Origin of the sequence: Mesorhizobium metallidurans STM 2683 (assembly GCF_000350085.1) — a bacterium.
Taxonomy (GTDB): Bacteria; Pseudomonadota; Alphaproteobacteria; order Rhizobiales; family Rhizobiaceae; genus Mesorhizobium; species Mesorhizobium metallidurans.
Map to the genome: position 1 here is coordinate 22,822 of NZ_CAUM01000035.1, position 23,905 is coordinate 46,726.

Annotated in this window: 17 protein-coding genes and 1 tRNA gene; 15 read left to right on the plus strand and 3 right to left on the minus strand. The window is 61.8% G+C overall.

Going from position 1 to position 23,905, the window contains the following annotated elements:
• The first annotated feature begins 78 nt into the window (after positions 1-78).
• The 6 genes from glgB (at position 79) to bglA (ending at position 10,597) form a co-directional block, all read left to right on the plus strand.
• On the plus strand, positions 79-2,292 hold the full coding sequence (gene glgB / locus MESS2_RS06915; protein WP_008873439.1) for a 1,4-alpha-glucan branching protein GlgB: 2,214 nt from the start codon (positions 79-81) through the stop codon (positions 2,290-2,292).
• 36 nt (positions 2,293-2,328) lie between these two features.
• Positions 2,329-3,594, plus strand: a complete 1,266-nt coding sequence (gene glgC / locus MESS2_RS06920; protein WP_008873440.1) for a glucose-1-phosphate adenylyltransferase — start codon at positions 2,329-2,331, stop codon at positions 3,592-3,594.
• 4 nt (positions 3,595-3,598) lie between these two features.
• On the plus strand, positions 3,599-5,044 hold the full coding sequence (gene glgA, locus MESS2_RS06925; RefSeq protein ID WP_008873441.1) for a glycogen synthase GlgA: 1,446 nt from the start codon (positions 3,599-3,601) through the stop codon (positions 5,042-5,044).
• Positions 5,045-5,047: 3 nt separating this feature from the next.
• Positions 5,048-6,676: an alpha-D-glucose phosphate-specific phosphoglucomutase gene (locus MESS2_RS06930; protein WP_008873442.1), complete on the plus strand. Its 1,629-nt coding sequence runs from the start codon at positions 5,048-5,050 to the stop codon at positions 6,674-6,676.
• Positions 6,677-6,953: 277 nt separating this feature from the next.
• Positions 6,954-8,954: a glycogen debranching protein GlgX gene (gene glgX, locus MESS2_RS06935; RefSeq protein WP_040592386.1), complete on the plus strand. Its 2,001-nt coding sequence runs from the start codon at positions 6,954-6,956 to the stop codon at positions 8,952-8,954.
• On the plus strand, positions 8,954-10,597 hold the full coding sequence (bglA, locus tag MESS2_RS06940) for a beta-galactosidase BglA (RefSeq protein WP_008873444.1): 1,644 nt from the start codon (positions 8,954-8,956) through the stop codon (positions 10,595-10,597). Before glgX ends, bglA begins: the two co-directional genes overlap by 1 nt.
• 8 nt (positions 10,598-10,605) lie before the next feature.
• On the opposite strand, the gene MESS2_RS06945 is transcribed toward bglA, so the two are convergent.
• Positions 10,606-12,345, minus strand: a complete 1,740-nt coding sequence (locus MESS2_RS06945; protein ID WP_008873445.1) for a pilus assembly protein TadG-related protein — start codon at positions 12,343-12,345, stop codon at positions 10,606-10,608.
• Positions 12,346-12,390: 45 nt separating this feature from the next.
• Positions 12,391-12,837 carry a TadE/TadG family type IV pilus assembly protein gene (locus MESS2_RS06950; RefSeq protein WP_085987157.1) on the minus strand — a complete coding sequence of 149 codons (447 nt, stop codon included), beginning with the start codon at positions 12,835-12,837 and terminating at the stop codon, positions 12,391-12,393.
• Between the two features lie 407 nt (positions 12,838-13,244).
• Here MESS2_RS06950 and MESS2_RS06955 point away from each other — a divergent pair, with 407 nt between their 5' ends.
• From MESS2_RS06955 to MESS2_RS06985, 6 genes are all read left to right on the plus strand, one after another.
• Positions 13,245-14,837: a peptide ABC transporter substrate-binding protein gene (locus MESS2_RS06955; RefSeq protein ID WP_008873447.1), complete on the plus strand. Its 1,593-nt coding sequence runs from the start codon at positions 13,245-13,247 to the stop codon at positions 14,835-14,837.
• Between the two features lie 180 nt (positions 14,838-15,017).
• Positions 15,018-15,941, plus strand: a complete 924-nt coding sequence (locus MESS2_RS06960; RefSeq protein WP_008873449.1) for an ABC transporter permease subunit — start codon at positions 15,018-15,020, stop codon at positions 15,939-15,941.
• Positions 15,934-17,055, plus strand: a complete 1,122-nt coding sequence (locus MESS2_RS06965) for an ABC transporter permease (RefSeq protein WP_008873450.1) — start codon at positions 15,934-15,936, stop codon at positions 17,053-17,055. Before MESS2_RS06960 ends, MESS2_RS06965 begins: the two co-directional genes overlap by 8 nt.
• A gap of 1 nt (position 17,056) precedes the next feature.
• Entirely contained in the window at positions 17,057-18,676 is a 1,620-nt protein-coding gene (locus MESS2_RS06970; RefSeq protein ID WP_008873451.1) for an ABC transporter ATP-binding protein, read from the plus strand.
• A gap of 729 nt (positions 18,677-19,405) precedes the next feature.
• Positions 19,406-19,693 (plus strand): type II toxin-antitoxin system ParD family antitoxin, encoded by a 288-nt coding sequence (locus MESS2_RS06980; RefSeq protein WP_040592388.1) that lies wholly within the window; start codon positions 19,406-19,408, stop codon positions 19,691-19,693.
• Between the two features lie 4 nt (positions 19,694-19,697).
• Positions 19,698-20,066 (plus strand): type II toxin-antitoxin system RelE/ParE family toxin, encoded by a 369-nt coding sequence (locus MESS2_RS06985; protein ID WP_008873454.1) that lies wholly within the window; start codon positions 19,698-19,700, stop codon positions 20,064-20,066.
• A gap of 99 nt (positions 20,067-20,165) precedes the next feature.
• On the opposite strand, the gene MESS2_RS06990 is transcribed toward MESS2_RS06985, so the two are convergent.
• Positions 20,166-20,242, minus strand: a tRNA-Pro gene (locus tag MESS2_RS06990).
• A 202-nt stretch (positions 20,243-20,444) separates the two neighbouring features.
• On the opposite strand from MESS2_RS06990, the gene MESS2_RS06995 reads away from it, so the two are divergent.
• The 3 genes from MESS2_RS06995 (at position 20,445) to MESS2_RS07005 (ending at position 23,616) form a co-directional block, all read left to right on the plus strand.
• Entirely contained in the window at positions 20,445-21,965 is a 1,521-nt protein-coding gene (locus MESS2_RS06995; RefSeq protein ID WP_008873455.1) for a phosphomannomutase/phosphoglucomutase, read from the plus strand.
• Positions 21,966-22,262: 297 nt separating this feature from the next.
• Positions 22,263-23,039 (plus strand): hypothetical protein, encoded by a 777-nt coding sequence (locus tag MESS2_RS07000; RefSeq protein ID WP_008873456.1) that lies wholly within the window; start codon positions 22,263-22,265, stop codon positions 23,037-23,039.
• Positions 23,026-23,616 (plus strand): type II toxin-antitoxin system VapC family toxin, encoded by a 591-nt coding sequence (locus tag MESS2_RS07005; RefSeq protein ID WP_008873457.1) that lies wholly within the window; start codon positions 23,026-23,028, stop codon positions 23,614-23,616. The genes MESS2_RS07000 and MESS2_RS07005 overlap by 14 nt, the downstream gene beginning before the upstream one ends.
• The last annotated feature ends 289 nt before the right edge of the window (positions 23,617-23,905 follow it).

Genomic DNA, 23,905 nt, shown 5'->3' on the forward strand with positions numbered 1-23,905 from the left:
CGCCAGGCGGCAACGCGAATGTCGAATTCAAAATTCCACTAAAAACAAACATTTGGTGCCGGGGAGGGACACTGCCTGATGAGGAAGCCGCGCGTGACCGCTGCGACAAGCGGGCCGGACGGACTGGCGCCAGCCGGCGATGTCGCGGCGATTGTCGCCGGTACGCATGGCGATCCGTTTGCTGTCCTCGGCGTGCAGGAGGCAGGCAAGGGATTTGTCGCCCGCTGCTTCGTTCCGCATGCGGAGTCCATTACCGCCTATACGCTGACCGGCAAGAAGGTGGGCGAACTGTCGCGGCGCGACGACGGCGGTTTCTTCGAGGGCAGACTGTCGCTCAGGAAACGCCAGCCGCTACGCTATCACGCCAGGAACGCCGGCGGTGACTGGTGGCTGACCGACCCTTATTCCTTCGGTCCGGTGCTTGGGCCGCTCGACGATTACTACATCGCGGAAGGATCGCATCTCAGGCTGTTCGACAAGCTCGGCGCGCATCTGATCGATCACGAGGGTGCATCCGGCGTGCATTTCGCGGTGTGGGCGCCCAATGCCAAGCGCGTCTCTGTCGTCGGCGACTTTAACGAATGGGATGGCCGCCGGCACCCGATGCGCGACCGCCGCGACACCGGCATCTGGGAATTGTTCGTTCCCGATATCGGTGCGGGCCGGCCCTACAAATACGAGATCATCGGCCCCGACGGCGTGCGGCTGCCGCTCAAGGCGGATCCGTTTGCCTTCAGGTCCGAACTGCGCCCGGCCACCGCTTCGGTGACAGCACTTCCGCCGGCGCATGAATGGGGCGACGAGGCGCACCGCAATTTCTGGCGCAATGCCGACCACAGGCGCGAAGCGGTATCTATCTATGAGGTGCACGCCGGTTCCTGGCAGCTCAACGACGATGGCAGCTTCCTGTCGTGGGACGAACTCGCGCATAGACTGATCCCCTATGTCGTCGATACGGGCTTCACCCATATCGAATTCATGCCGATCTCCGAACATCCCTATGATCCGTCCTGGGGCTACCAGACGACCGGTCTCTACGCGCCGTCGGCGCGCTTCGGCGATCCGGATGGGTTTGCCCGTTTCGTCGACGGCGCCCACCGCGCCGGCATCGGCGTCATCCTCGACTGGGTGCCGGCGCATTTCCCGGTGGACGAGCATGGTCTGGCCAAGTTCGACGGCACCGCGCTCTACGAGCATGCCGACCCGCGCAAGGGCTTTCATCCCGACTGGAACACCGCGATCTACAATTTCGGCCGGCGCGAGGTCGTCTCCTTTCTCGTCAACAATGCGCTGTTCTGGGCCGAGAAATACCATGTAGACGGCTTGCGCGTGGATGCGGTCGCCTCGATGCTCTACCTCGATTATTCACGCAAGGCCGGCGAATGGATTCCCAACGACAAGGGCGGGCGCGAAAACCTCGAAGCAGTCAGCTTCCTGCAGAGGATGAACAAGGAAGTCTACGGCCACCATCCGGGCGTGATGACGATCGCCGAGGAATCGACCTCCTGGCCGAAGGTTTCGCAGCCGGTGCATGAAGGCGGACTGGGCTTCGGCTTCAAGTGGAACATGGGCTTCATGCACGACACGCTGGAGTACTTCTCCAAGGAGCCGATCTTCCGCAAGCATCACCACAACGACATCACCTTCGGCCTGGTCTACGCCTTCTCCGAGAATTTCGTGCTGCCGCTCTCCCATGACGAAGTCGTGCACGGCAAAGGCACGCTGCTTAACAAGATGGCCGGCGACGACTGGCAGAAATTCGCGACACTGCGCGCCTACTACGCCTTCATGTGGGGCTACCCCGGCAAGAAGCTTTTGTTCATGGGACAGGAATTCGCCCAGCGCCGCGAGTGGAGCGAGGCGCGCGCGCTGGACTGGAACCTGCTCGATTTCCGGCTGCATCGCGGTGTCTGGCAGACGGTGCGCGATCTCAACTATCTCTACCGTTCGCGCCCGGCCCTGCATGGGCGCGACTGCGAGCCCGAGGGCTTTTCCTGGCTGATCGTCGACGACAGCGCGAACTCGGTGTTTGCCTGGCTGCGCAGCGCGCCGGACGGAAATCCTGTTGCTGTCATCTCCAATTTCACGCCGGTGCCGCGCGACAATTACCGCGTGCCGCTGCCGCAGGCCGGCAAATGGCGCGAGATCATCAACACGGACGCTGCCGATTATGGCGGTTCCGGCAAGGGCAATGATGGCGTCGTCGAGGCGCGGGCGGATGGAGCAAGCATATCGGCGACGATGCTTTTGCCGCCGCTGTCGACGATCATGCTCGAATTTGCTCCGGACTGAGTTATTTCCGGACTGAGTAAATTGGGAGGGTAGAAAATGGCAGAGACAAAACGAACCCAGCCGCTGGCCCGCGATGCCATGGCCTATGTGCTGGCCGGCGGGCGCGGCAGCCGCCTCAAGGAATTGACCGACCGGCGCGCCAAGCCGGCGGTCTATTTCGGCGGCAAGACGCGCATCATCGATTTTGCGCTCTCGAATGCGCTGAACTCAGGCATCCGCCGCCTCGGCGTCGCCACCCAGTACAAGGCGCATTCGCTGATCCGGCACTTGCAGCGCGGCTGGAACTTCCTGCGCCCTGAGCGCAACGAGAGCTTCGACATCCTGCCGGCCAGCCAGCGCGTATCGGAAACGCAATGGTATGAAGGCACCGCCGATGCCGTCTACCAGAACATCGACATCATCGAGGCCTACGGGCCCGAATACATGGTGATCCTTGCCGGCGACCACATCTACAAGATGGACTACGAGCTGATGCTTGGCCAGCATGTCGACGCCGGTGCCGATGTCACCGTGGGCTGCCTCGAAGTGCCGCGCATGGAAGCGACCGGCTTCGGCGTCATGCATGTCGATGCCAAGGACAACATCATCGCCTTCGTTGAAAAGCCGGCCGACCCGCCCGGCATTCCCGACAAACCGGAGTTCGCGCTGGCCTCGATGGGCATCTATGTCTTCAAGACCAAGTTCCTGATGGAGCAGTTGCGCCGCGATGCCGCAGAACCGGGCTCAAGCCGCGATTTCGGCAAGGATATCATCCCCTATATCGTCGAGCACGGAAAGGCGATCGCCCATCGCTTCGCCAAATCCTGCGTGCGCTCGACCGCCGAGAACGAGGCCTACTGGCGCGACGTCGGAACCGTCGACGCTTATTGGGAGGCCAATATCGACCTCACCGACGTGACACCGGAACTCGACCTTTACGACCGCGACTGGCCGATCTGGACCTATGCCGAGCTGAAGCCGCCGGCAAAGTTCGTGCATGACGAGGATGGCCGCCGCGGTTCGGCCGTGTCCTCGCTCGTCTCGGGCGACTGTATCGTCTCGGGAGCTTCACTGAAAAGAAGCCTGATCTTCACCGGCGCGCGGATCAATTCCTATTCGACGCTGGAAGAAGTCGTCATGCTTCCGGACTGTCATGTCGGCCGGAACGCAAAGTTGAAGCGTGTGGTCATCGACCATGGCGTAAGGATACCGGAGGGCCTCGTGGTCGGCGAGGATCCTGCTCTTGACGCCAAGCGCTTCCGCGTTTCCGAAAAGGGCATCTGCCTCATCACGCAGGATATGGTCGACAGGCTGGGATCGTAATCGCATGCAGGTTCTGTCGGTCACGCCCGAAATATTCCCGCTGATCAAGACAGGCGGGCTTGCCGACGTGACCGGCGCCTTGCCGGTCGCGCTTGCCGGCAAGGGGGTGACCATGCGCACGCTCATTCCCGGCTATCCCCAGGTGATGGATGCCTTCAAGAAAAAGAAAGCCGTTCACCAATATCCGCTGCTGCAGGGAGGCAAGGCTTCGGTCCATGCCGTTGCGATCGCCGGGCTCGACCTGTTCGTGCTGGACGCGCCGCATCTCTTCGACCGCCCCGGCGGTCCCTACGGCAACGCGAGCGGCGCCGACTGGCCGGACAATTGGCGGCGCTTCGCGGCGCTGAGCCAGGTTGGCGGCGACATCGCCGGCGGCGCCATCTCCGGCTACAAGCCCGACATCGTCCATGCTCATGACTGGCAGTCGGCGATGGCGCTGGCCTATATGCGCTACGGCAAGGCGGTCGGCACGCCGTCGATGATCACCGTCCACAATCTCGCCTTCCAGGGCCGGTTCGGCGCCGGCATCTTCGGCGAGCTTGGCCTGCCCGCGGTGGCCATGGCGCTCGACGGCGTCGAATATTATGGCGGTGTCGGCTTCCTCAAGGCCGGCCTGCAGGCCGCCTGGGCGATCACCACGGTCAGCCCGACCTACGCCCAGGAAATCCGCTTGCCGGAATTCGGCATGGGCCTCGACGGCCTGATCAACATGCGCTCCACCGATCTCCACGGCATCGTCAACGGTATCGACACCGAGATCTGGAACCCGGAAACCGACACGCATCTGGTCTCCAGCTACACAGCCAGGACGTTGCAGGCGCGAACGCCCAACAGGGTTGCCGTCGAGGATCGTTTCAGCCTTGACCGCGACGACAGTCCGATCGTTTGCGTCATCAGCCGGCTGACCTGGCAGAAGGGCATGGACATATTGGCGGCCGTCGTCGACGGCATAGTCGCGGCGGGTGCGCGCCTTGCCATCCTGGGATCCGGCGACGCCGGCCTCGAAGGCGCGCTGCTCGCCGCGGCAGCCCGCCATCGCGGCCGTGTCGGCGTCGTTATCGGCTGGGACGAGGGCCTGTCCCACACCATGCAGGGCGGTTGCGATGCCATTGTCATTCCCTCGCGCTTCGAGCCTTGCGGGCTGACGCAGCTTTACGGCCTGCGCTACGGCTGTGTGCCGGTCGTTGCCCGCACCGGCGGCCTGGCAGACACTGTCATTGACGCCAATGAGGCAGCCGTCTCGGCCGGCGTCGCGACCGGATTCCAGTTCGCGCCCAACAATGGCGGCGCCTTGCTGCACGCCATCCGCCGCCTCGTAGAGGCGCACGGCGCCTCTACCGTCTGGACCTCGATGCAGAAGCAAGGCATGAAGGCCGATGTGTCGTGGGACAAGAGCGCCGAAAAATACGTTGAACTCTACCGCTTGCTGCTTTCAAAAAGGGCTGCCTGACGCATGATACGCACCGTCGCCACCAAACCCTATCCCGACCAGAAGCCCGGCACGTCCGGGCTGCGCAAGAAGGTGCCGGTGTTCCAGCAGGAGCACTATGCCGAGAACTTCATCCAGTCGATCTTCGACGCCTTGGACGGCTTCAAGGGCAAGACCCTGGTGATTGGCGGCGACGGCCGCTTCTACAACCGCGAAGTCATCCAGAAGGCCATCGCCATGGCGGCGGCCAACGGCTTCGGCAAGGTGATGGTCGGGCAGGGCGGCATATTGTCGACGCCGGCGGCTTCGCACGTTATCCGCAAATACAAGACGTTCGGCGGCATCATCCTGTCGGCGAGCCACAATCCAGGCGGCCCGCACGAGGATTTCGGCATCAAGTACAATGCCGGCAATGGCGGTCCGGCGCCGGAAAAGCTGACCGACGCGATCTTCGCCAGGACCAAGGCGATTTCGAGCTTCAAGATCGCCGATGTCGAGCCGATCGACATCGACAGAATCGGCACGGTCGAGGCAGGCGGCATGACCGTCGAGATCATCGATCCGGTTGCCGACTACGCCGAGCTGATGGAAAGCCTGTTCGATTTCGACGCGTTGCGCAAATTGTTCAAGTCGGGCTTCCGCATGCGCTTCGACGCCATGCATGCGGTGACCGGCCCCTACGCCAAGGAGATCCTCGAAAACCGGCTTGGCGCGCCCAACGGCACCTGCCGCAATTTCAAGCCGCTGCCGGATTTCGGCGGCCACCATCCGGACCCAAACCTCGTCCATGCCAAGCATCTCTATGACGAGATGATGGGACCGGATGCGCCGGATTTCGGCGCCGCTTCCGATGGCGACGGCGACCGCAATTTGATCATCGGCAAGGGCATTTTCGTCACCCCGTCCGATTCGGTCGCCATGCTCGCCGCCAATGCCCGCCTGGCGCCCGGCTACAAAGACGGCCTCAAAGGCATAGCCCGCTCGATGCCGACCAGCGGTGCCGCCGACCGCGTCGCGGAAAAACTCGGCATCGGCATCTACGAGACGCCGACCGGCTGGAAATTCTTCGGCAATCTGCTCGATGCCGGCATGGCGACGATCTGCGGCGAGGAAAGCGCCGGCACCGGCTCCAACCATGTCCGCGAAAAGGACGGCCTGTGGGCCGTGCTTTTGTGGCTCAACATCCTGGCCGCGCGCGGCGAAAGCGCTAGGCAGGTCGTCACCGAGCATTGGGCGACCTATGGCCGCAACTACTACTCGCGCCACGACTATGAGGAAGTCGAGACCGAGCGCGCCAATGCACTGGTCGACGAATTGCGCGCCAAGCTTGGTGCGCTGCCCGGTACCAGCGTGCGCGGCATGACAATCGCCAGCGCCGACGACTTCGCCTACCATGACCCGGTCGACGGTTCGGTGAGCAAGAACCAGGGCATCAGGGTGCTATTCGAAGGCGGATCACGTGTCGTCTTCCGCCTTTCCGGCACCGGCACCTCGGGCGCGACGATCCGCGTCTATATCGAGCGCTACGAGCCGGACAAGTCGAGGCACGATCTCGACACGCAGGAAGCGCTGGCCGATCTGATCGCGGCGGCCGATGATATTGCCGGCATCAAGAGCCACACCGGCCGTAACAAGCCGAGCGTCATTACTTGAGGCTTTGGAGATTGGCCAAAACGCCTATCGCTTCGTCATCCTGGGGCGGAGCAAGGCGCGAAGCGACGCGGCGCAGACCCCAAGATCCATGCCGTGACATCAGGGCGCCGTTACGGTGCAGAATTCTGCTCCGTTGCACTCTTCGATCGAGGTTACGGCATGGATCCCTGGGTCTTCGCGACGGAGCTTCGCTCCTGCTTCGCCCTGGGATGACGAAGTGGAGGCGGCCTCGGCCAATCCCGAGCGTTTGCGGCAATGCACCGCAAGGCTGGTTCGCGTGAGCCAGCTCGGCGCAACCATCACCAACGAAGGCATCCGCTTTGCCGCCCGGTCGTCATCGGCCAGCAAGCTCTGGGTCTCGATCTTCGACAAGCAGGGAAACCGCGAGCTCGACCGGCAGGAACTCCAGCCGGAAGGCGAGGGCGTTCATGCGCTTTTCGTCGCCGGCCTTGCCGCCGGCACGCGATACGGCTTCCGCGCCGACGGCGACTACGCGCCCGAGCGCGGATTCTGGTTCGATCCCGACAAGCTGCTCGTCGATCCCTATGCCCTGGAGGTCGACAGGCCTTATGCCTATGACGGCAGGCTCGCTGCGCGTCGAGGCGAGGGCGCCGACACCGCTCCGCTGATGCCGAAGGCGATTGCCGGCGCTTCGCCGAAACCGCTGCCTGTCTTGCCGCCGCTCTTCCGGCCCGGCGGACTGATCTATGAAGTGCCGGTGCGCGCCTTCACCATGCTGCATCCGGACATCCCCGAAAAACAGCGCGGCACGATTGCAGCACTCGCTCATCCGGTGATTGTCGAGCATCTGAAAAGACTCGGTGTCGGCGCCGTCGAACTGATGCCGGTGACCGCATCGATCGACGAGCGGCATTTGCCGCCGCTCGGGCTGCGCAACGCCTGGGGCTACAATCCCGTGACCTTCATGGCGCTCGACCCGCGTCTTGCGCCCGGCGGGCTGGCTGAGTTGCGGCAGACTGTCGCCATGCTGCGTGAGGCGGGCATCGGCACAATTCTCGACCTTGTGTTCAACCATACCGGCGAAAGCGACAGGCTGGGGCCGACACTGTCGCTGCGCGGCCTCGACAACCGCGCCTACTACCGGCACGCGGCGGACGGCGGGCTGGCCAACGACACCGGCACCGGCAACACGGTTGCCTGCGACCATCCGGTTGTCCAGGAAATGGTCCTCGATACGCTTCGCCATTTTGTCGGCCATGCCGGCGTCGATGGCTTCCGTTTCGATCTGGCGCCTGTTCTGGGCCGTGTCGAAGGGGTTTTCGATCCCGATGCGCCGTTGCTGAAAGCTATCCGGAACGATCCGGTTCTTGGCGACCGGGCGCTGATCGCCGAGCCTTGGGATATCGGGCGGGACGGCTACCAGCTCGGCAATTTCCCCCCGCCCTTCCTCGAATGGAACGACAAATATCGCGACGATGTCAGACGCTTTTGGCGCGGCGATGCAGGCATGGTCGGCACGCTGGCGACACGGCTTGCCGGCTCGTCCGATGTGTTCGGCAGGGCAGGGCAGCGCACCGGCCGCTCCGTCAATTTCATCGCCGCGCATGACGGCATGACGCTGGCCGACATCGTCGCCTACGAGCACAAGCACAATGACGCCAATGGCGAGCAGAACCGGGACGGCCACAGCGAGAACCTGTCATGGAACAACGGTATCGAGGGCACCACATCGGACGCGGCTGTCGCCAAGGCCCGCTTCGATGACCATTGCGCGCTGCTGGCCACGCTCTTTGCCTCGCGCGGCACCATCATGCTGACGGCGGGCGACGAATTCGGCCGCACGCAGAAGGGCAACAACAATGCCTATGCGCAGGATAACGGGATCACCTGGCTCGACTGGGCTGGACGCGACCGGGCGCTGGAAGGATACGCGGTCTTGCTCGCCACGCTGCGCCGCGCCGTGCCGGCGCTCTCGGACACGCATTTTCTGACCGGGAAGGCGGCAGATGCGTCAGACATTCCCGACGTCGCCTGGTTGACCGAGACCGGCGCGCCATTTGGCGAAGCGGACTGGAACGATCCCTCGCGACACCGGCTCGTCATGCTGCTCGGCGATACCGGAGGCGGCCGCCTTGCCGTCATGGTCAACGGCGACCGCCGCCAATGTGTCTTCACCTTGCCGGCGCGCGAAGGGTTCGAGTGGCGCCAGGCGATCGAAACGCAGGCGATCGGCTCTGCACGGCCGCTGCCGGGCCGCAGTGTGAATTTCATGATTGAGCGCAGGGCCGGCACAGCCCGTGCCGGGAAGGGTGCGTGATGGCCGACGAGAAGACCGAGTGGTGGCGCGGTTGCGTCATCTACCAGATCTATCCGCGTTCCTTCCAGGATACGACTGGCGACGGCAGCGGCGATCTCAAGGGTATCACGTCGCGGCTTGCTCATGTTGCTTCGCTTGGCGTCGATGCAGTCTGGCTGTCGCCTTTCTTCAAGTCGCCAATGGCCGACATGGGCTACGACGTGTCGGATTACTGCGCGGTCGATCCGATGTTCGGCATATCAGAGGATTTCGATGCGCTGGTTGCCGAAGCCCACCGGCTCGGCCTGAAGATCATCATCGATCAGGTGCTGTCGCATTCCTCCGACAAGCACGACTGGTTCGTCGAAAGCCGCGCCAGCCGCGACAATCCCAAGGCCGATTGGTATGTCTGGGCCGACGCCAGGCCCGATGGCAGCGCGCCCAACAACTGGCTATCGCTCTTCGGCGGCCCGGCCTGGGAGTGGGACTCGACCCGCAGGCAATATTACATGCACAATTTCCTGGCCTCGCAGCCGGATCTGAATTTCCACAATCCCGAGGTCCAGGATGCGCTTCTGGACACGGTGCGGTTCTGGCTGGAACGAGGCGTCGATGGCTTTCGGCTGGACACGGTCAACTATTATGTCCATGACCGCTGGCTACGCAGCAATCCGCCCTTGGCGTCAAGTGTCGCCGGCACCAACGCTGAAACCAATAGCTATCTCTATCAGGAACATCTGTTCGACAAGACACAGCCGGAAAACCTCGCTTTCCTCAAGCGCTTCCGGGCGCTGCTCGACGAGTATGGAGGCCGCGCCGCCGTCGGCGAGGTCGGTGACGAAACTCGCTCGCTGCAAACGCTCGCCGCCTATACCTCCGGCGGCGACAAGCTCAACATGTGCTACACTTTCGACCTGCTCGGGCCGCAATTCTCGGCCGCGCATGTGCGCGGCTGCGTCGAGGCGTTCGCGGCTGCCGTCGCCGATGGCTGGGTCTGCTGGGCCTTCTCCAACCATGATGTCGTGCGCCATGTCAGCCGCTGGACAAGACCCGGCGACGATCCGGATGCCGTGGCGAGGTTCTCGATTGTACTGCTGTCCTGCCTGCGCGGATCGATCTGTCTCTACCAGGGTGAGGAACTCGGACTGGAAGAGGCGGAACTGGCCTTCGAGGATCTGCGCGATCCGGTCGGCATCCGCTTCTGGCCGGGGGTCAAGGGCAGGGATGGCTGCCGCACGCCGATGGTCTGGGAGGCCGGCGCCGACAATGCCGGCTTTTCCCTAGGCAAGCCGTGGCTTCCGGTTCCGGCAGGCCATCGCAGCCGCGCCGTCGACGTCCAGAACGGCAAGGATCACTCGGTGCTGTCGGCCTACCGTTCGATGCTTGCCTTGCGCAAGCGCCATCCGGCCCTGATCAGCGGTTCGATCCGCTTTCTCGATGCCGGGGGCGACGTGCTGGCCTTCATTCGCGAGCGTGATGGCGAAAGGCTGCTCTGCGTCTTCAATTTCGCCGGTGAGCCGGCAGGCTGGGCGCTGCCGCCCGATTTGGGCGGTGTCGAGGTGGTTGCTCTCGCCGTCGACGCCGCCGGCTCTCCTGCCGGCGTTCTCGAAGAAGCCGGACTGGCGCTGCCGCCTTTGGGCTGCTTCGTCGGGCGGATTGACTGACGGCCGGACTACTGGACGAGCACGGAGCGCCCGCAGGTCGCGCCGACGACCCGGACATCCGCCTCGCCGACGCGCACGCCGAGTGCCGCAAGTACGTTGTAGACCAACTCGTCGACGGGCGCGGTCACGCCATTCAGCAGCGTCACCACCGCCGGCTTCACCGCTCCGAGCAGGGCGGTCACGTCAAGGCCGAGGCCCAGCGCGCTGACCGAAAGCGACAGATTGCTGACGAGCGAGGTGGTGAGGGATTGCGTCAGGTTTTTCGTGGAGACGGTCTTGATCGTCTTGTTGGCGATGTCGGTGCTGTTGAAGGTCAACGTCGTCGGATCGTTGTTGGTGATCGCAAGTGCCGAAGAACCGTTCACTCCCAGCAGATTGAGGGTAAGGAACAGAAGCTTCACCTCTACCGCCGCGATCGTGGCATCGGAGAACGACTGCGGGTTGCTGAAATCGGCGAAGGCGGAGGAACTGCCGTCGGCGTCGCTGTTGGCAAGGTGTAGCGCGGCGACGCCCGGCCGTGCTTCTATGGTAACCTTCAAGCTGTCCGGACGCCCCGTTGGACAACTTATATCGGTCAGTTTGGCTTCGGCGTAGGCCACTTCCACATGCAAGGGCAGATTGACCGACAGGAGCTTGACGCCGCCGCCGAGGGCGGCGTTGCCGATGCCTACGGACGCCAGCAGCTTGATCCGCGTCTGCGCTGTGCGCACCACGGCGCCTTTCTCGCCGATTGTCAGCCATGGCGAGAATTGCATGGGTTCGCCGATGGCGATGGCAAGGGTGGTTGAGGTAAGTCCGGGGATGGTGGCTCCGAGGTTGACCTGGACCTGGTTCGAGCCGTTGGCCAGTGCCGCGGCAGCGCTCAGCATTCCCATGGCGCTTGCGCCGACCGAAAGGCCTGCCGACTCTTGTCCGAGGCCCAGTTGGCCGACGGAGCCGAGATCGACGAGATGACTGAGCGGGATCTTGACCGTGCTGGTGGCCTTGGACGCGATCGTCTGAAGGGAGAGCTTGGCCGCGCTGCCAACCCCCGGAACATTGGCCATGGCGGTGGCGATCTGGCCGACCGTCGCCTTTGACGCCAGCACGTCCGAATAGGACACGCCTGTCAGGTTCAATTGCACCGCAAGGGCGTCGACAAACGAAAGCACATTGACGTCGGCCGAGATCAGCGCGTTGTAGTCCATGACGCTGAGCGAGATGTTGCCGCCCAGGAGCCCGCTGAGAAGCGCGTTGAGAATGCCGCCATTGACGCTGAGAAGCCTGGACCCGATCGAGAACATCGCCTGCGGCGTCATGCTGGCGATGGCCTCGGTGCCGATGACCGGGGTCGGAATAAGCGAACTGGCGAAATAGCGGGCGGGAATCTTGTTGAGGGCGACATGGACAGCGTTGTAGGGCGTCTTGCCGGCCTCGAAGCGTTTTCCCACGCTGAGCGACGATGCCGCCGAATATCGGCCGGGGGTGACCGATACGACGGTCTTTCCGAGAGTGGGAACGACTGTCTGGCCTGCCTTCTTGACAATTATACCCGGCATGCCGTTGTCGCCGAGCGTGGTCACCACTGCGGCCTCGATGTTGGTCATGTTCGAGGCCGCCGTGATTGCCGCCAGGTCGGTCATTGCCTGGGCTTCCCGGCGCTCCACATAGATCGAGCCTTCGTCGATGGCGAAAGCCGCCGCCGCCAGCGCGACCGGCGCGCTTAGCGCCGTCATCACGGCGAAGTTCGCCCTGAGATCGCCGAACATCGATCGCAGGATCCCGCCGATTCTCCGCTGCAAGGACTTCGACATTCAGATGCCTCCGATCCTTATCGTCGACTTGCGTGAAATCGTGGTTCCCGGCATTGGCAGGGCGGGCAACAGGTTCCAGATCGGCAGGTTGCGCGCATCGTATTGGATGGACACGACGAACTGGTTTCCATCGGCGGTGCTGTCCTTGGCCTGGTAGGTCAGCTTGGCGGAATCGACGAACGGATATCCGCCGGCGTTGTTGGCGACGAAACTGGCAACCAGCGTCTGACGCTCGGTTTCGTTTAGCCCGGCAATCGCGGTGCGCGCGGCGTCCGCAGCAATTTGCTGGACCGAATTGCTTGCGCCGAAATAGATACCGTATGCAACCATTCCGAGCAGAAGCAGGATAAAAATTGGCGAAAGAAATGCGAATTCGACTGCGGTGGTCCCGGATCGTTCTCTCAATTGAAGTAGTTTTTCGCTAAATCCGCGTATATTTTGCTTCATTTTGAAGTTTATTTTACTTTCTATCTTATCCATGTCCTTCGCCCATCAAAGATGTGTGGAAGACGTACAGAGGCCAGTTAAAGATGTTACCGAAGGTTGCTTAAGAACGCATTAAGGTTTTGGCGAACTGCAAATGAATGCAGGTACCTTGCCCGAAGCGAAGGCTTCGCGGCGAGAAGAACGGGGGGCGGCGGCTCATGGTTTCGATCGGCGGTCTGGCTGTCGTGCGGAGGCCTTACTTTGGGTGACCCCGAGAGTCTGTTGAAATAAAAAATCTCCGCGTTACTGTCTGGGCACCAAGCCGACGGAAAGGGAACCGGCGGCGCGCTCAAAGAGGCCATCGATCGGTTTCAGGGCGACAACACTCAGAGGCGTCGCCAAAGGGCCGTCTCGACAGGGAGAACTTCATGCTGAAAAACATGCTGAAGGCGACAGTATTCGCCACAACCATGGCCCTCGCTGCTGGCGCCTTCCTTGCGCCGGCTTTCGCCGAGGTCGTCTATAACAGAGGCACCGCCGCCGAATCGGAGTCGGTCGACCCGCATAAGACCTCCACGGTCTACGAAGCCAATATCTTGCGTGACCTGTACCAGGGGCTGGTCATGCAGGACCAGAACGCGAACCTCATCCCGGGCGCCGCCGAGAGCTGGACGGTATCGGATGACGGCACCGTCTACACGTTCAAGCTGCGCAAGGACGGCCAGTGGTCGGACGGCAGCCCGGTGACGGCTGAAGACTTCGTCTTCGCCTTCCGTCGGCTGGAAGATCCGGCCACCGGCGCCGAATACGCTTCGATGCTCTATCCGGTGAAGGGCGCCGAGGACGTCAACACGAAGAAGGGCAAGCCCGAGGATATGGGCGTGAAGGCGGTCGACGCCAACACGCTGGAAGTCACGCTCAAGGCGCCGACGCCTTATTTCCTGGAGATGCTGACCCACCAGGCGACCTATCCGGTCAACAAGGCCTCAATGGACAAGCTCGGCGCCGACTGGATCAAGCCGGGCAATCTGGTCTCCAACGGCGCCTATACGCTGGCCGAGTGGGTTCCCAACGACCATATGAAACTGGTCAAGAATCCGAAATTCTGGGACGCGGCAAGCGTCAAGATCGACACCGTCAACTACATCCCGACCGAAGATCGCTCGTCGGCGATGAAGCGCTTCGAGGCAGGTGAACTCGACAGCTACGACGATCTCCCGACCGAACAGCTCGCCGACCTCAAGACCAAGTTCGGTGACCAGATAAGAGTCGGGCCGTATCTCGGCACCTACTACTACGCGATCAAGACCGACAAGGCGCCGTGGGACAATGTTGAGCTACGCAACGCCATCTCGATGGCGATAGACCGCGACTTCCTCGCCGAAAAGGTCTGGCAGAATTCAATGCTGCCCGGCTATTCGATGGTGCCTCCGGGCATTGCGGGCTACACGCCGGCAGTGGCCAAGTACGCGGACATGTCGCAGATCGACCGCGAGGACGCAGCCAAGAAGATCCTCGAGAAACTCGGCTATACGCCCGAGAAACCATTGAAGATGGAAATCCGCTACAACACCTCGGAAAACCACAAGAACACCGCCGTGGCCATCCAGGAGCAGCTGAAGCCGCTCGGTATTGAAGTCACCATGGTCAACACCGACACCAAGACCCACTACTCCTTCCTCGAGCAGAAGGGCGACTATGACGTGGCGCGCGCCGCCTGGATCGCCGACTACAAGGATCCGGAAACCTTCCTCGGCATCTCCCGCAAGGCGAGCGGCAACAACTATTCGAATTACAACAGCCCGCAATACGAGGCGGCCATGGACAAGGCGGCCGCCGCCGGCGGCAAACCCGAAGAACGCATGAAGGACCTCGCTGACGCCGAGCGCATCCTCGTCGACGACGTCGGCAACATCCCGCTTCTCTACTTTAGCTACAAAGATATCGTTTCTCCGAAGCTTCAAGGCTTCGTCGACAACGTGATGGATGTGCATCCGTCGCGCTTCATCTCCAAGGAATGACAATCATCCTTGGCTGGATCGCCGCGCTCTCTTCCGGGGGCGCGATGGTCCGGTCGGTCGTCGCATCGGTCCGAAAGTCGTGGTCGATTTTCGGCAAACACGATGCGAAGATTTGAAGGCGCTGGAGCGTGGTTATGCGTCCGCATGGACGCGTGTCGCTCTGGCCGAAGCGGGGCGCCGATGCTGCGTTATGTATTCCGGCGGCTTCTGACCGCCATCCCGACGCTGTTCGTCATCGTGACCACGGCGTTCTTCCTGATACGCGTCGCGCCAGGCGGCCCGTTCAACCAGGAGCGGGGCCTGAGCCCCGAGATCAAGGCAAATCTTGATGCGCAGTTCGGCCTGGGCGATCCGCTCTGGCTGCAATATGTCCACTATCTCGGCAATCTGCTGCGCGGCAATTTCGGCCCGAGCTACAACATGCCGGACTTCACGGTTGGCGAATTGTTTGCCAAGGGCCTGCCGATCTCGGTCCAGCTCGGTGCCTCGGCGCTCATTCTGGCGCTGCTGCTCGGCAGCGTTCTCGGCACGATCGCCGCGCTCAACCAGAACAAGCTCGCCGACTATTCGGTGATCGCGCTGGCGACCGCCGGCAGCACCATTCCGACCTTCGTCATCGCCCCTGTGATCCAGCTTTTGTTCGGATTGACCTGGAAGCTGCTGCCGATCGGCGGCTGGGGCGATGGCGCTCTGATCAACAAGATCGGCCCGGTGCTGACGCTCGCCTTGCCGCAGATCGCTATCGTTGCCCGCCTGATGCGCGGCTCGATGATCGAATCGCTGCGCTCCCACCATATCCGCACCGCCCGTGCGCTCGGTCTGTCCGACTGGTCGGTAGTGGTGAAACATGCGCTGCGCGGCGCCATCCTGCCGATCGTCTCCTTCACCGGTCCGGCAGCGGCGGCGCTTCTTACCGGCTCGGTCATCGTCGAGACGATCTTCTCCATTCCAGGCGTTGGCCGCCATTTTGTCGTTGCCGCGCTCAACCGCGATTACACGCTGGTGATGGGAACGGTGGTGGTGATCGCGCTGTTCACCATCATCTTCAATCTCATCGTTGACCTCATGTATGCCGTCGTCGATCCGAGGGTGCGCTATGACTGACATCGCAGCCACCGCTTCGGCCGTCGTCGGCCGCTCCCTGTGGGGCGATGCCTGGGCGCGTCTCAAGGCAAATCGCGCCGCCATGTTCAGCCTCTACTATCTTGCTTTCATCGCGGCCATCAGCGTCTTTGGCCCCTGGTTCGCGCCGCATCAATACACCACCATCTATGCCGACTATGTGCGCACGCCGCCGAGCTTTTCGCCATATCCAAAAGCCGACATGATCGAGGTTGCGCTCGATGAAGCGATCAAGCGCATGCGTACCGACATCAAGGAGTGGCGCCAGGAAGGCAACAAGGTCTTCGTCACCGTCAAGTCGACCAGGCCGATCGACGACCGCAACATCCGCTATCTCGACCGTTCCGATGCCTTTGACGACACAAAGATCGAGAGCAAATCGCCCGACGGTCTCGAAGTGACGATGAGCGCCTCGATCAAGCAGCAATATTTCCTGTTCGGCACCGACAACACCGGCCGCGATCTGTTGTCGCGCACGCTGATGGCGGGACGCATCTCGCTGGCCATCGGTCTGCTCGCCGGCGTCGTGGCGGTGGTGATCGGCGTGCTCTACGGCGCCACCGCCGGTTTTGCCGGCGGCAAGGTCGATGAGGTCATGATGCGCATCGTCGACGTGCTCTATTCGCTGCCGTTCATCTTCTTCGTCATCATGCTGGTGGTGTTCTTCGGCCGCAACTTCGTGCTGATGTTCCTGGCGGTGGGCGCCGTGCTGTGGCTCGACATGGCGCGCATCGTGCGTGGCCAGGCGCTGTCGATCCGGCGCCAGGAATATGTCCAGGCGGCCGAAGCCCTGGGCGTCGGCCAGCGCGGCATCCTGGTCCGCCATGTCATACCCAACCTGCTCGGACCGGTGGTGATCTACATGACGCTGCTGGTGCCGCAGGTCATCATCCTGGAGAGCTTCCTGTCGTTCCTCGGCCTCGGCGTCCAGGAACCGATGACCAGTTGGGGCGTGCTGATCTCGGTCGGCGCCCAGAACATCGGCTCGGCGAACTGGTTGCTTCTGTTCCCGGCCTTCTTCCTCGTCTCGACGCTGTTTGCGCTGAACTTCGTCGGCGACGGCCTGCGCGATGCGCTCGACCCCAAGGACCGCTGAGATGGCTGCCTCCGAAACGATCCTCAGCGTCAAGGACCTTCGCGTCCGCTTCCGCACGCTCGACGGCGCGGTCGAGGCCGTCAAGGGCATCAACATCCACGTCAAATCGGGTGAAACCGTTGCCGTTGTCGGCGAGTCCGGATCCGGCAAGAGCCAGACGATGATGGCGGCGATGAGCCTGCTGGCCTCGAACGGCGAGGCATCAGGCGCCGTCGACTATCGCGGCCGCAACCTTTTGGCGCTGAGCAAATCCGAATTGAACAAGGTCCGCGGCCGCAAGATCAGCATGATCTTCCAGGAGCCGATGACCTCGCTCGATCCGCTCTATTCGATCGGCAACCAGTTGATCGAGCCGATCCGCCGGCACCGCGGGCTGAACGCGGCCGAGGCGCGCGAAGAGGCGCTCAAGCTGTTGCGGCTGGTCCAAATTCCCGACCCCGAGCGGCGGATGAAATCCTACCCGCACGAAATGTCGGGCGGCCAGCGCCAGCGCGTCATGATCGCCATGGCCTTGGCCAACGATCCCGACATATTGATCGCCGACGAGCCGACGACGGCGCTCGATGTGACGATCCAGGCGCAGATCCTCATGCTGCTGGCCGAACTGCAGCGCAAGCTCGGCATGGCGATCGTCTTCATCACCCACGATCTCGGCATCGTCCGGCGTTTTGCCGACCGGGTCTATGTCATGCGTTACGGCGAGGTCGTCGAGGAGGGCGAGGCCGAAGCGATATTCGCCAATCCTCAGCACGCCTATACCAAGATGCTGCTGGCCGCCGAGCCGACCGGCACCAAGGCGCCGCCGCCGCCAAACGCGCCTGTCCTGCTCGAAGGCAGGAATGTCGAAGTGACCTTCAAGATCGGCGGTGGATTCCTTGCCGGAGAGCCGCTGCTGCTGCGCGCGGTCGACCGCATTTCGATCCGGCTGAAGCGGAATCAGACCATCGGCATCGTCGGCGAATCCGGTTCGGGAAAATCGACGCTCGGCCGGGCCCTGCTGCGGCTCCTGCCGAGCGACGGCGTGATCCGCCTCGGCGACCGCGACATTTCCAGCGCCGACCGCCAGGCGATGCGGCCGCTGCGGCGCGAATTGCAGCTCGTCTTCCAGGATCCGTTCGGCTCGCTGTCGCCGCGCATGACCATCGGCCAGGTCATCACCGAAGGGCTTCTGGTGCATGAGCCGGCATTGTCGGGCAAGCAGCGCGACCAGCGCGCGGTCGAGGCTCTGCGCGAAGTCGGGCTCGATCCGAATGCGCGCAATCGCTATCCACACGAATTCTCCGGCGGCCAGCGCCAGCGCATTGCCATCGCGCGCGCCATGATCCTCAAGCCCAAGGTGGTGGTGCTGGACGAGCCGACCTCGGCGCTCGACCGCTCGGTGCAGAAGCAGATCGTCGAGTTGCTGCGCAAGCTGCAGGCCGACCACGAACTGTCCTACCTCTTCATCAGCCACGATCTCGCCGTCGTGCGCGCCATGGCCGACTACATCATCGTCATGAAGCAGGGCAAGATCGTCGAGGAGGGGCCGACCGAGGCGATCTTCAGCGATCCGCAGGCGGCCTACACACAGACGCTGATGAACGCCGCCATCGATGTCACGCGGTTTCGGTTGAGCGCGTGAGGCGGAACCTCTTTTACTCTCGAACGATCGCGATTTCTCGCGACCAACTGCCCGGACAAATGCTCCTAAAAGGGCCGTCGACACTATAGGGAAAAATTTTCCGCTTGGAATCTCCGGGTGAAGGTTTCCAGTCCAAAACGGCACCACCGTGCCAAGCCCTCTCCTTCTGCTTTTCGTGGAGATATATTCGGCCACGGGTCTGCTTCAATTCGTCGGCTGTATCGTCAGAAACTACCCATTCTCCGGCTTCAAAAAGGCCATCTTGGAGTTTGGCCCAGTTCATTTTATGCTGACAAATGACGTGTATGTCGGTCATCCTCTCACGATGATCTCAATACTATCAGGAGAAACGCCAAAACTTTCCGCAAGACCCCGTTTGGCTTCTGCGATCGTTAACTTGAAAGGCTGATGAGTTGGGGTTCCCTGCGTTGTCGAATCATCATTTGAGGCCACTGTCGGAACCAGAGGTACTGCTTCCGACCATAAGGCCATCTTCCCAAAGCCCGAGCCGGTCAGCCGCCAACCTTTCTCTTCATCAGGATTCACCCATGAAGGAAACCGCGACTAAAGTCCTGCGGCCATTTCGTCAAAGTCGACATCTATTGTCGATATTGTCGAGCACGATCGCAGTGAGCTTGGCCGGCGCGTTGCAGTCCGTGACCAGATATGAGTCATTGGCATAATATGCCATTATCCTATATGCTGCTCAACAGCTTCAAGGAGATTCCGGTGCCAACGCGTAACGTCGTCCTGACGGAACACCATGAAGAGGTGATCGAGGGGCTGGTGAAAACCGGCCGCTACCAGAACGCCAGCGAAGTGCTGCGTGATGGTCTGCGTTTGGTCGAGCAGCGTGAGGCGCGGGAGAAGGCAAGGCTAGCCGCACTCGAAGAGGCGGCGCGCATCGGATTTCGGGACCTCGAAGAGGGAAGATTCCGCGACGTGAGCAACGACAGGCTTGAGAAATTCATGAGCGGCTTGGGACGGCAGGCAAGCGTAAAAAACGCCGGTCGGTGAGGCGGTGGCTGTCTATCGGCTTGCTGCGTCCGCCGAAGAAGATATCGTCGAGTTGCTGGCTTACACGGAAGCTAATTTCGGTGAGATTGCGCGCGTCCGCTACGAACGGTTGCTGATCACGGCGCTGCGCGACATCGCGGCCGACCCTGAACGGCCAGGTAGCTTTGCCCGCAATGAACTCGGCGGCAAAGTCCGCAGCTATCATCTGCGGCACAGTCGCGAGCGCGCAAGGACCGAGCACGGCATCGTCCTGCGCCCGCGCCATCTCCTGCTCTATCACGTGGCCCGCGCCGATTTGATCGGTGTCGGCCGCGTTCTTCATGACGTGATGGAACTCGAACGCCATCTCCCGGCGAGCTACGGCGAGGACTGAGCGTCCGTGCTCTGAATACGCTCGTTGAGGGTTATGCCCTACTGAGAATGGGCCCCCATCCCAGGGGCTTCGGGAAACAACTAAGTCGCTTTGTTTTTCTGGTCGGAGTGGCAGGATTTGAACCTGCGACCCCATCGTCCCGAACGATGTGCGCTACCAGGCTGCGCTACACTCCGTGACCAGACCGCGGGCTTATAGCCGCCGCACCTCGTTCCTGCAAGCGCCAATGGAAGCGCCTTTGTCGCATTTCCTCGGCTTTTGCGGCAACGTCATACAGGTTTCGGTTTCCTGCCGGATAAACACGGCTTAAAGGCTTGTTTGGTAAGCGATCCACCGATACTGCCTCCGTGATTTCCAGCCACTTGGAGTTTTGCTGTCTTGCCCCTGAAGATCGTTAGCGAATCCCGTCCCAACACTTTCGAGTTCGAAACATCGGCGCTGATCAAGCCGTCCGGCTTTCGCGAGTACGATGCGCGCTGGTGGTTCGGCCATCCGGCCTCGGCGGAGCCGCCGGAGCTCAATCTGATCGGTGTCCAGGCGCTCGGCATGGGGCTCGGCACGCTGATCCGGCGCCTGGGCGCGGGACCCGATATCGTCACCGGGCATGATTTCCGCTCCTATTCGCTGGCCATCAAGCTGGCGCTGGTTTCCGGTCTGATGGCCGCCGGCGCCCGCGTCAAGGATATCGGGTTGGCGCTGTCGCCGATGGCCTATTTTGCCCAGTTCGCGCTCGACACGCCGTCCGTCGCCATGGTCACCGCCTCGCACAACGAGAATGGCTGGACCGGCGTCAAGATGGGCGCGGCGCGCCCCTTGACCTTCGGTCCCGAGGAGATGAGCGCGCTGAAGGCGATCGTGCTTGCCGGCGACTTCGACCTTGTCGGCGGCGGCTCCTACGACTTCGTTGCGGATTTCCGCAAGACCTATCTCGACGATCTGACCCGGGACAAGCGCATCTCGCGAAAGCTCAAGGTGGTCGCCGCTTGCGGCAATGGCACCGCCGGCGCCTTTGCGCCCGAGGCGCTGGAACGGATCGGCTGCGAGGTGATCCCGCTCGACGTCGAGCTCGATCATACGTTTCCGCATTACAATCCCAACCCCGAAGACATGCAGATGCTGCACGCGATCCGCGACAAGGTGTTGGAGGCGGGAGCCGATGTCGGACTTGGCTTCGATGGCGACGGCGACCGCTGCGGCGTGGTCGACAATGAAGGCAACGAGATCTTCGCCGACAAGGTCGGCGTCATGCTGGCGCGCGACATTGCGCGCCTTTATCCGGGCTCGACCTTCGTCGTCGACGTCAAGTCGACCGGCCTGTTCAACACCGACGCCGCCTTGCGCGCCGATGGCGCCGTCACCGACTACTGGAAGACCGGCCACTCCTACATCAAACGGCGCGTGGCCGAGCTCGGCGCCATCGCCGGTTTCGAGAAATCCGGCCATTTCTTCTTCAACCCGCCGATCGGGCGCGGCTATGACGATGGCCTCATCACAGCCATCGCCATATGCGAGATGCTGGACCGCAGCCCGACGAGCAGCATGGCCGATCTTTATCGCGATCTGCCGCTGACCTTCGGCACGCCGACCATGTCGCCGCATTGCGCCGACGCGGTGAAATATGGCGTTGTCGAGCGGGTCGTGTCCGACTTCCAGGCCATGAAACAGGATGGCGCGGCGTTTGCCGGGCAGAAGATCGTCGACCTGATCACCGTCAATGGCGTCCGCGTCGTTGCCGAGGACGGCACCTGGGGCCTGGTGCGGGCATCATCGAACAAGCCGGAACTCGTCGTCGTGGTCGAGAGCCCGGTGTCATCAGAGCGGCGCCGGCAGATGTTCGAAGCCGTCGATGCCGTGCTGCGCCGCAGCCCGGAAGTCGGCGCCTACAACCAGACTTTTTAGCTAGGCCGCGAATAGCAAGGAATTTTTGAACGTGGTATGAGCGACGTGCCGGCCAGCATCCTTTGCCCTCTGATCTGCGCGCTGACCCAGTATCTGGACAGCACCAGCGACAAGGTTCCTTAGCTGGCAGCCTCAAATAACGGAGGTGCAAACTTGATAAGTACGATGGCTTGTTGGCGTTGGCAATGAAGTTCGTGCAGATAGTCCCACTCGTGGTATCATAGTGAAACGTTTGATGTACAAGGGCTTGTTTCAGGCGTCGATCTCTGGCCACGCCAACTAGAGTTGCCAATTGCTATGCCACGTAAACCCAAAATCGCGGGGCGGGGTGACGGTATCGAATACCGATTCAAGATCGATGCCTATAGCCCGGACACCATGCCTATGGCGCGGCTCGCACAATACATGGGCGAACTCGCTGCGTTGTTGGGCGAACAGAATGCCGTGCACTTTAGGCGTGTGACGAAAGGCAGCACTGTCCTAAATGCGAGGATTGATCGTGAGGCGGCGCCGAAAGTTCGGGACCGTGTTGCTTCCGTTCGTGCCGGCGACGCGCCCGGTGAGCCCATGCGCGCGTTCAACATGCTTAACAAGTTTCTTAGGGACGACAACGCAATCGGGATTCTGCGTGATACGGCCCCGAGTGGCATCATTGTGCGCTTCCCAGGCAGGGAAATTGCAGAGGAAAAGTTCGCTTCCATTCGGCAGCAAGGGTCTATCGACGGCCTCGTGACAGGTATTCGAGGGAAAGACGATACAATTCACATAACCATTCAATCCGAAGGGCAGCAAATCAGTGGTTGCGAAACCAATCGAACAATCGCGAAGCAGCTTGGAGCCAAGCTCTTTGAGCCAGTGCGGTTGTTCGGGCGCGGTCGCTGGAGTCGTGATGCCGATGGGGAATGGGCTCTTCAATACTTCAAGATCGAAAGCTTTGAAGCGTTGCAGGATGTGTCTTTGACTAATGCTCTGGCCGCGCTCAGAGAGATTCCAGCCGAGTGGGGTGACGACGCATACAGCGAGCTTGAGAAGCTGCGTCACGGACCAGGGGGCCAACGGAATGGTGGTCATTGACGCCACCACGTTGTTGCTAATGCTGCGTCCCGATACACCAGTTCCGCGCGGTCCAAACGGAGTACCGATTGATAGACCCAAGGATCGCATTGATTACTTGGTGCAGCAGCTAGATAAGGCAAAGGCGAAAATCGTCATACCGACGCCTGCGTTGGGCGAAGCGTTGGTGAAGGCTGGAGCCGCCGCGACACAGCAGATCATTGACCACTTACAGCGCTATTCGGTTTTCAGTATTGAGCCGTTCGACACTCGCGCCGCTATCGAGGTAGCCGCAATGTCCCGCGAGGCGATGGGGAGCGGTAACAAACGGGGAGGTTCGGGCGCGACATGGGCGAAGGTGAAGTATGACCGCCAAATAGTCGCTATCGCCAAGGTCAATGGCGCAACGACGATCTATTCAGACGATGGCGACATCGCGACGTTGGGAAAACGCGCCAAAATAAACGTGATCGGTCTGGCTGAATTGCCACTTCCACCTCAAAAAGCCCAGCTGGATTTGCTTGAACATGCCGCAGATATCACGAGGGCCGCAGGTGACAAGAAAGACCAAAACCAAGAGCCGCCCGAGCAAGAATGACCCCGAGCAATCGGAGCTGCTTGTTCGGAAATTGCGGCGGACGAAGAACATTCGGTTGCGGACGAACTCATGAGACGACTAGCGAAGACACCGCCTAGGCCGCGCGTGAGGCGTAAGTAGATGGCGGTTCTCCGCAGCATCTTTTGGTTCGAGAAGGGGGAACTGCGGGAGATCAGCGGGAAATTCACTTTGCGAAAGTGGGGCTATGAGGCGCGCTGGGAAGGCGAGGTCTTGTTAGCGCTGGCGATCCTTGCGGTGTTAGGGTTTGAAACGAACATCTGGATGGGAC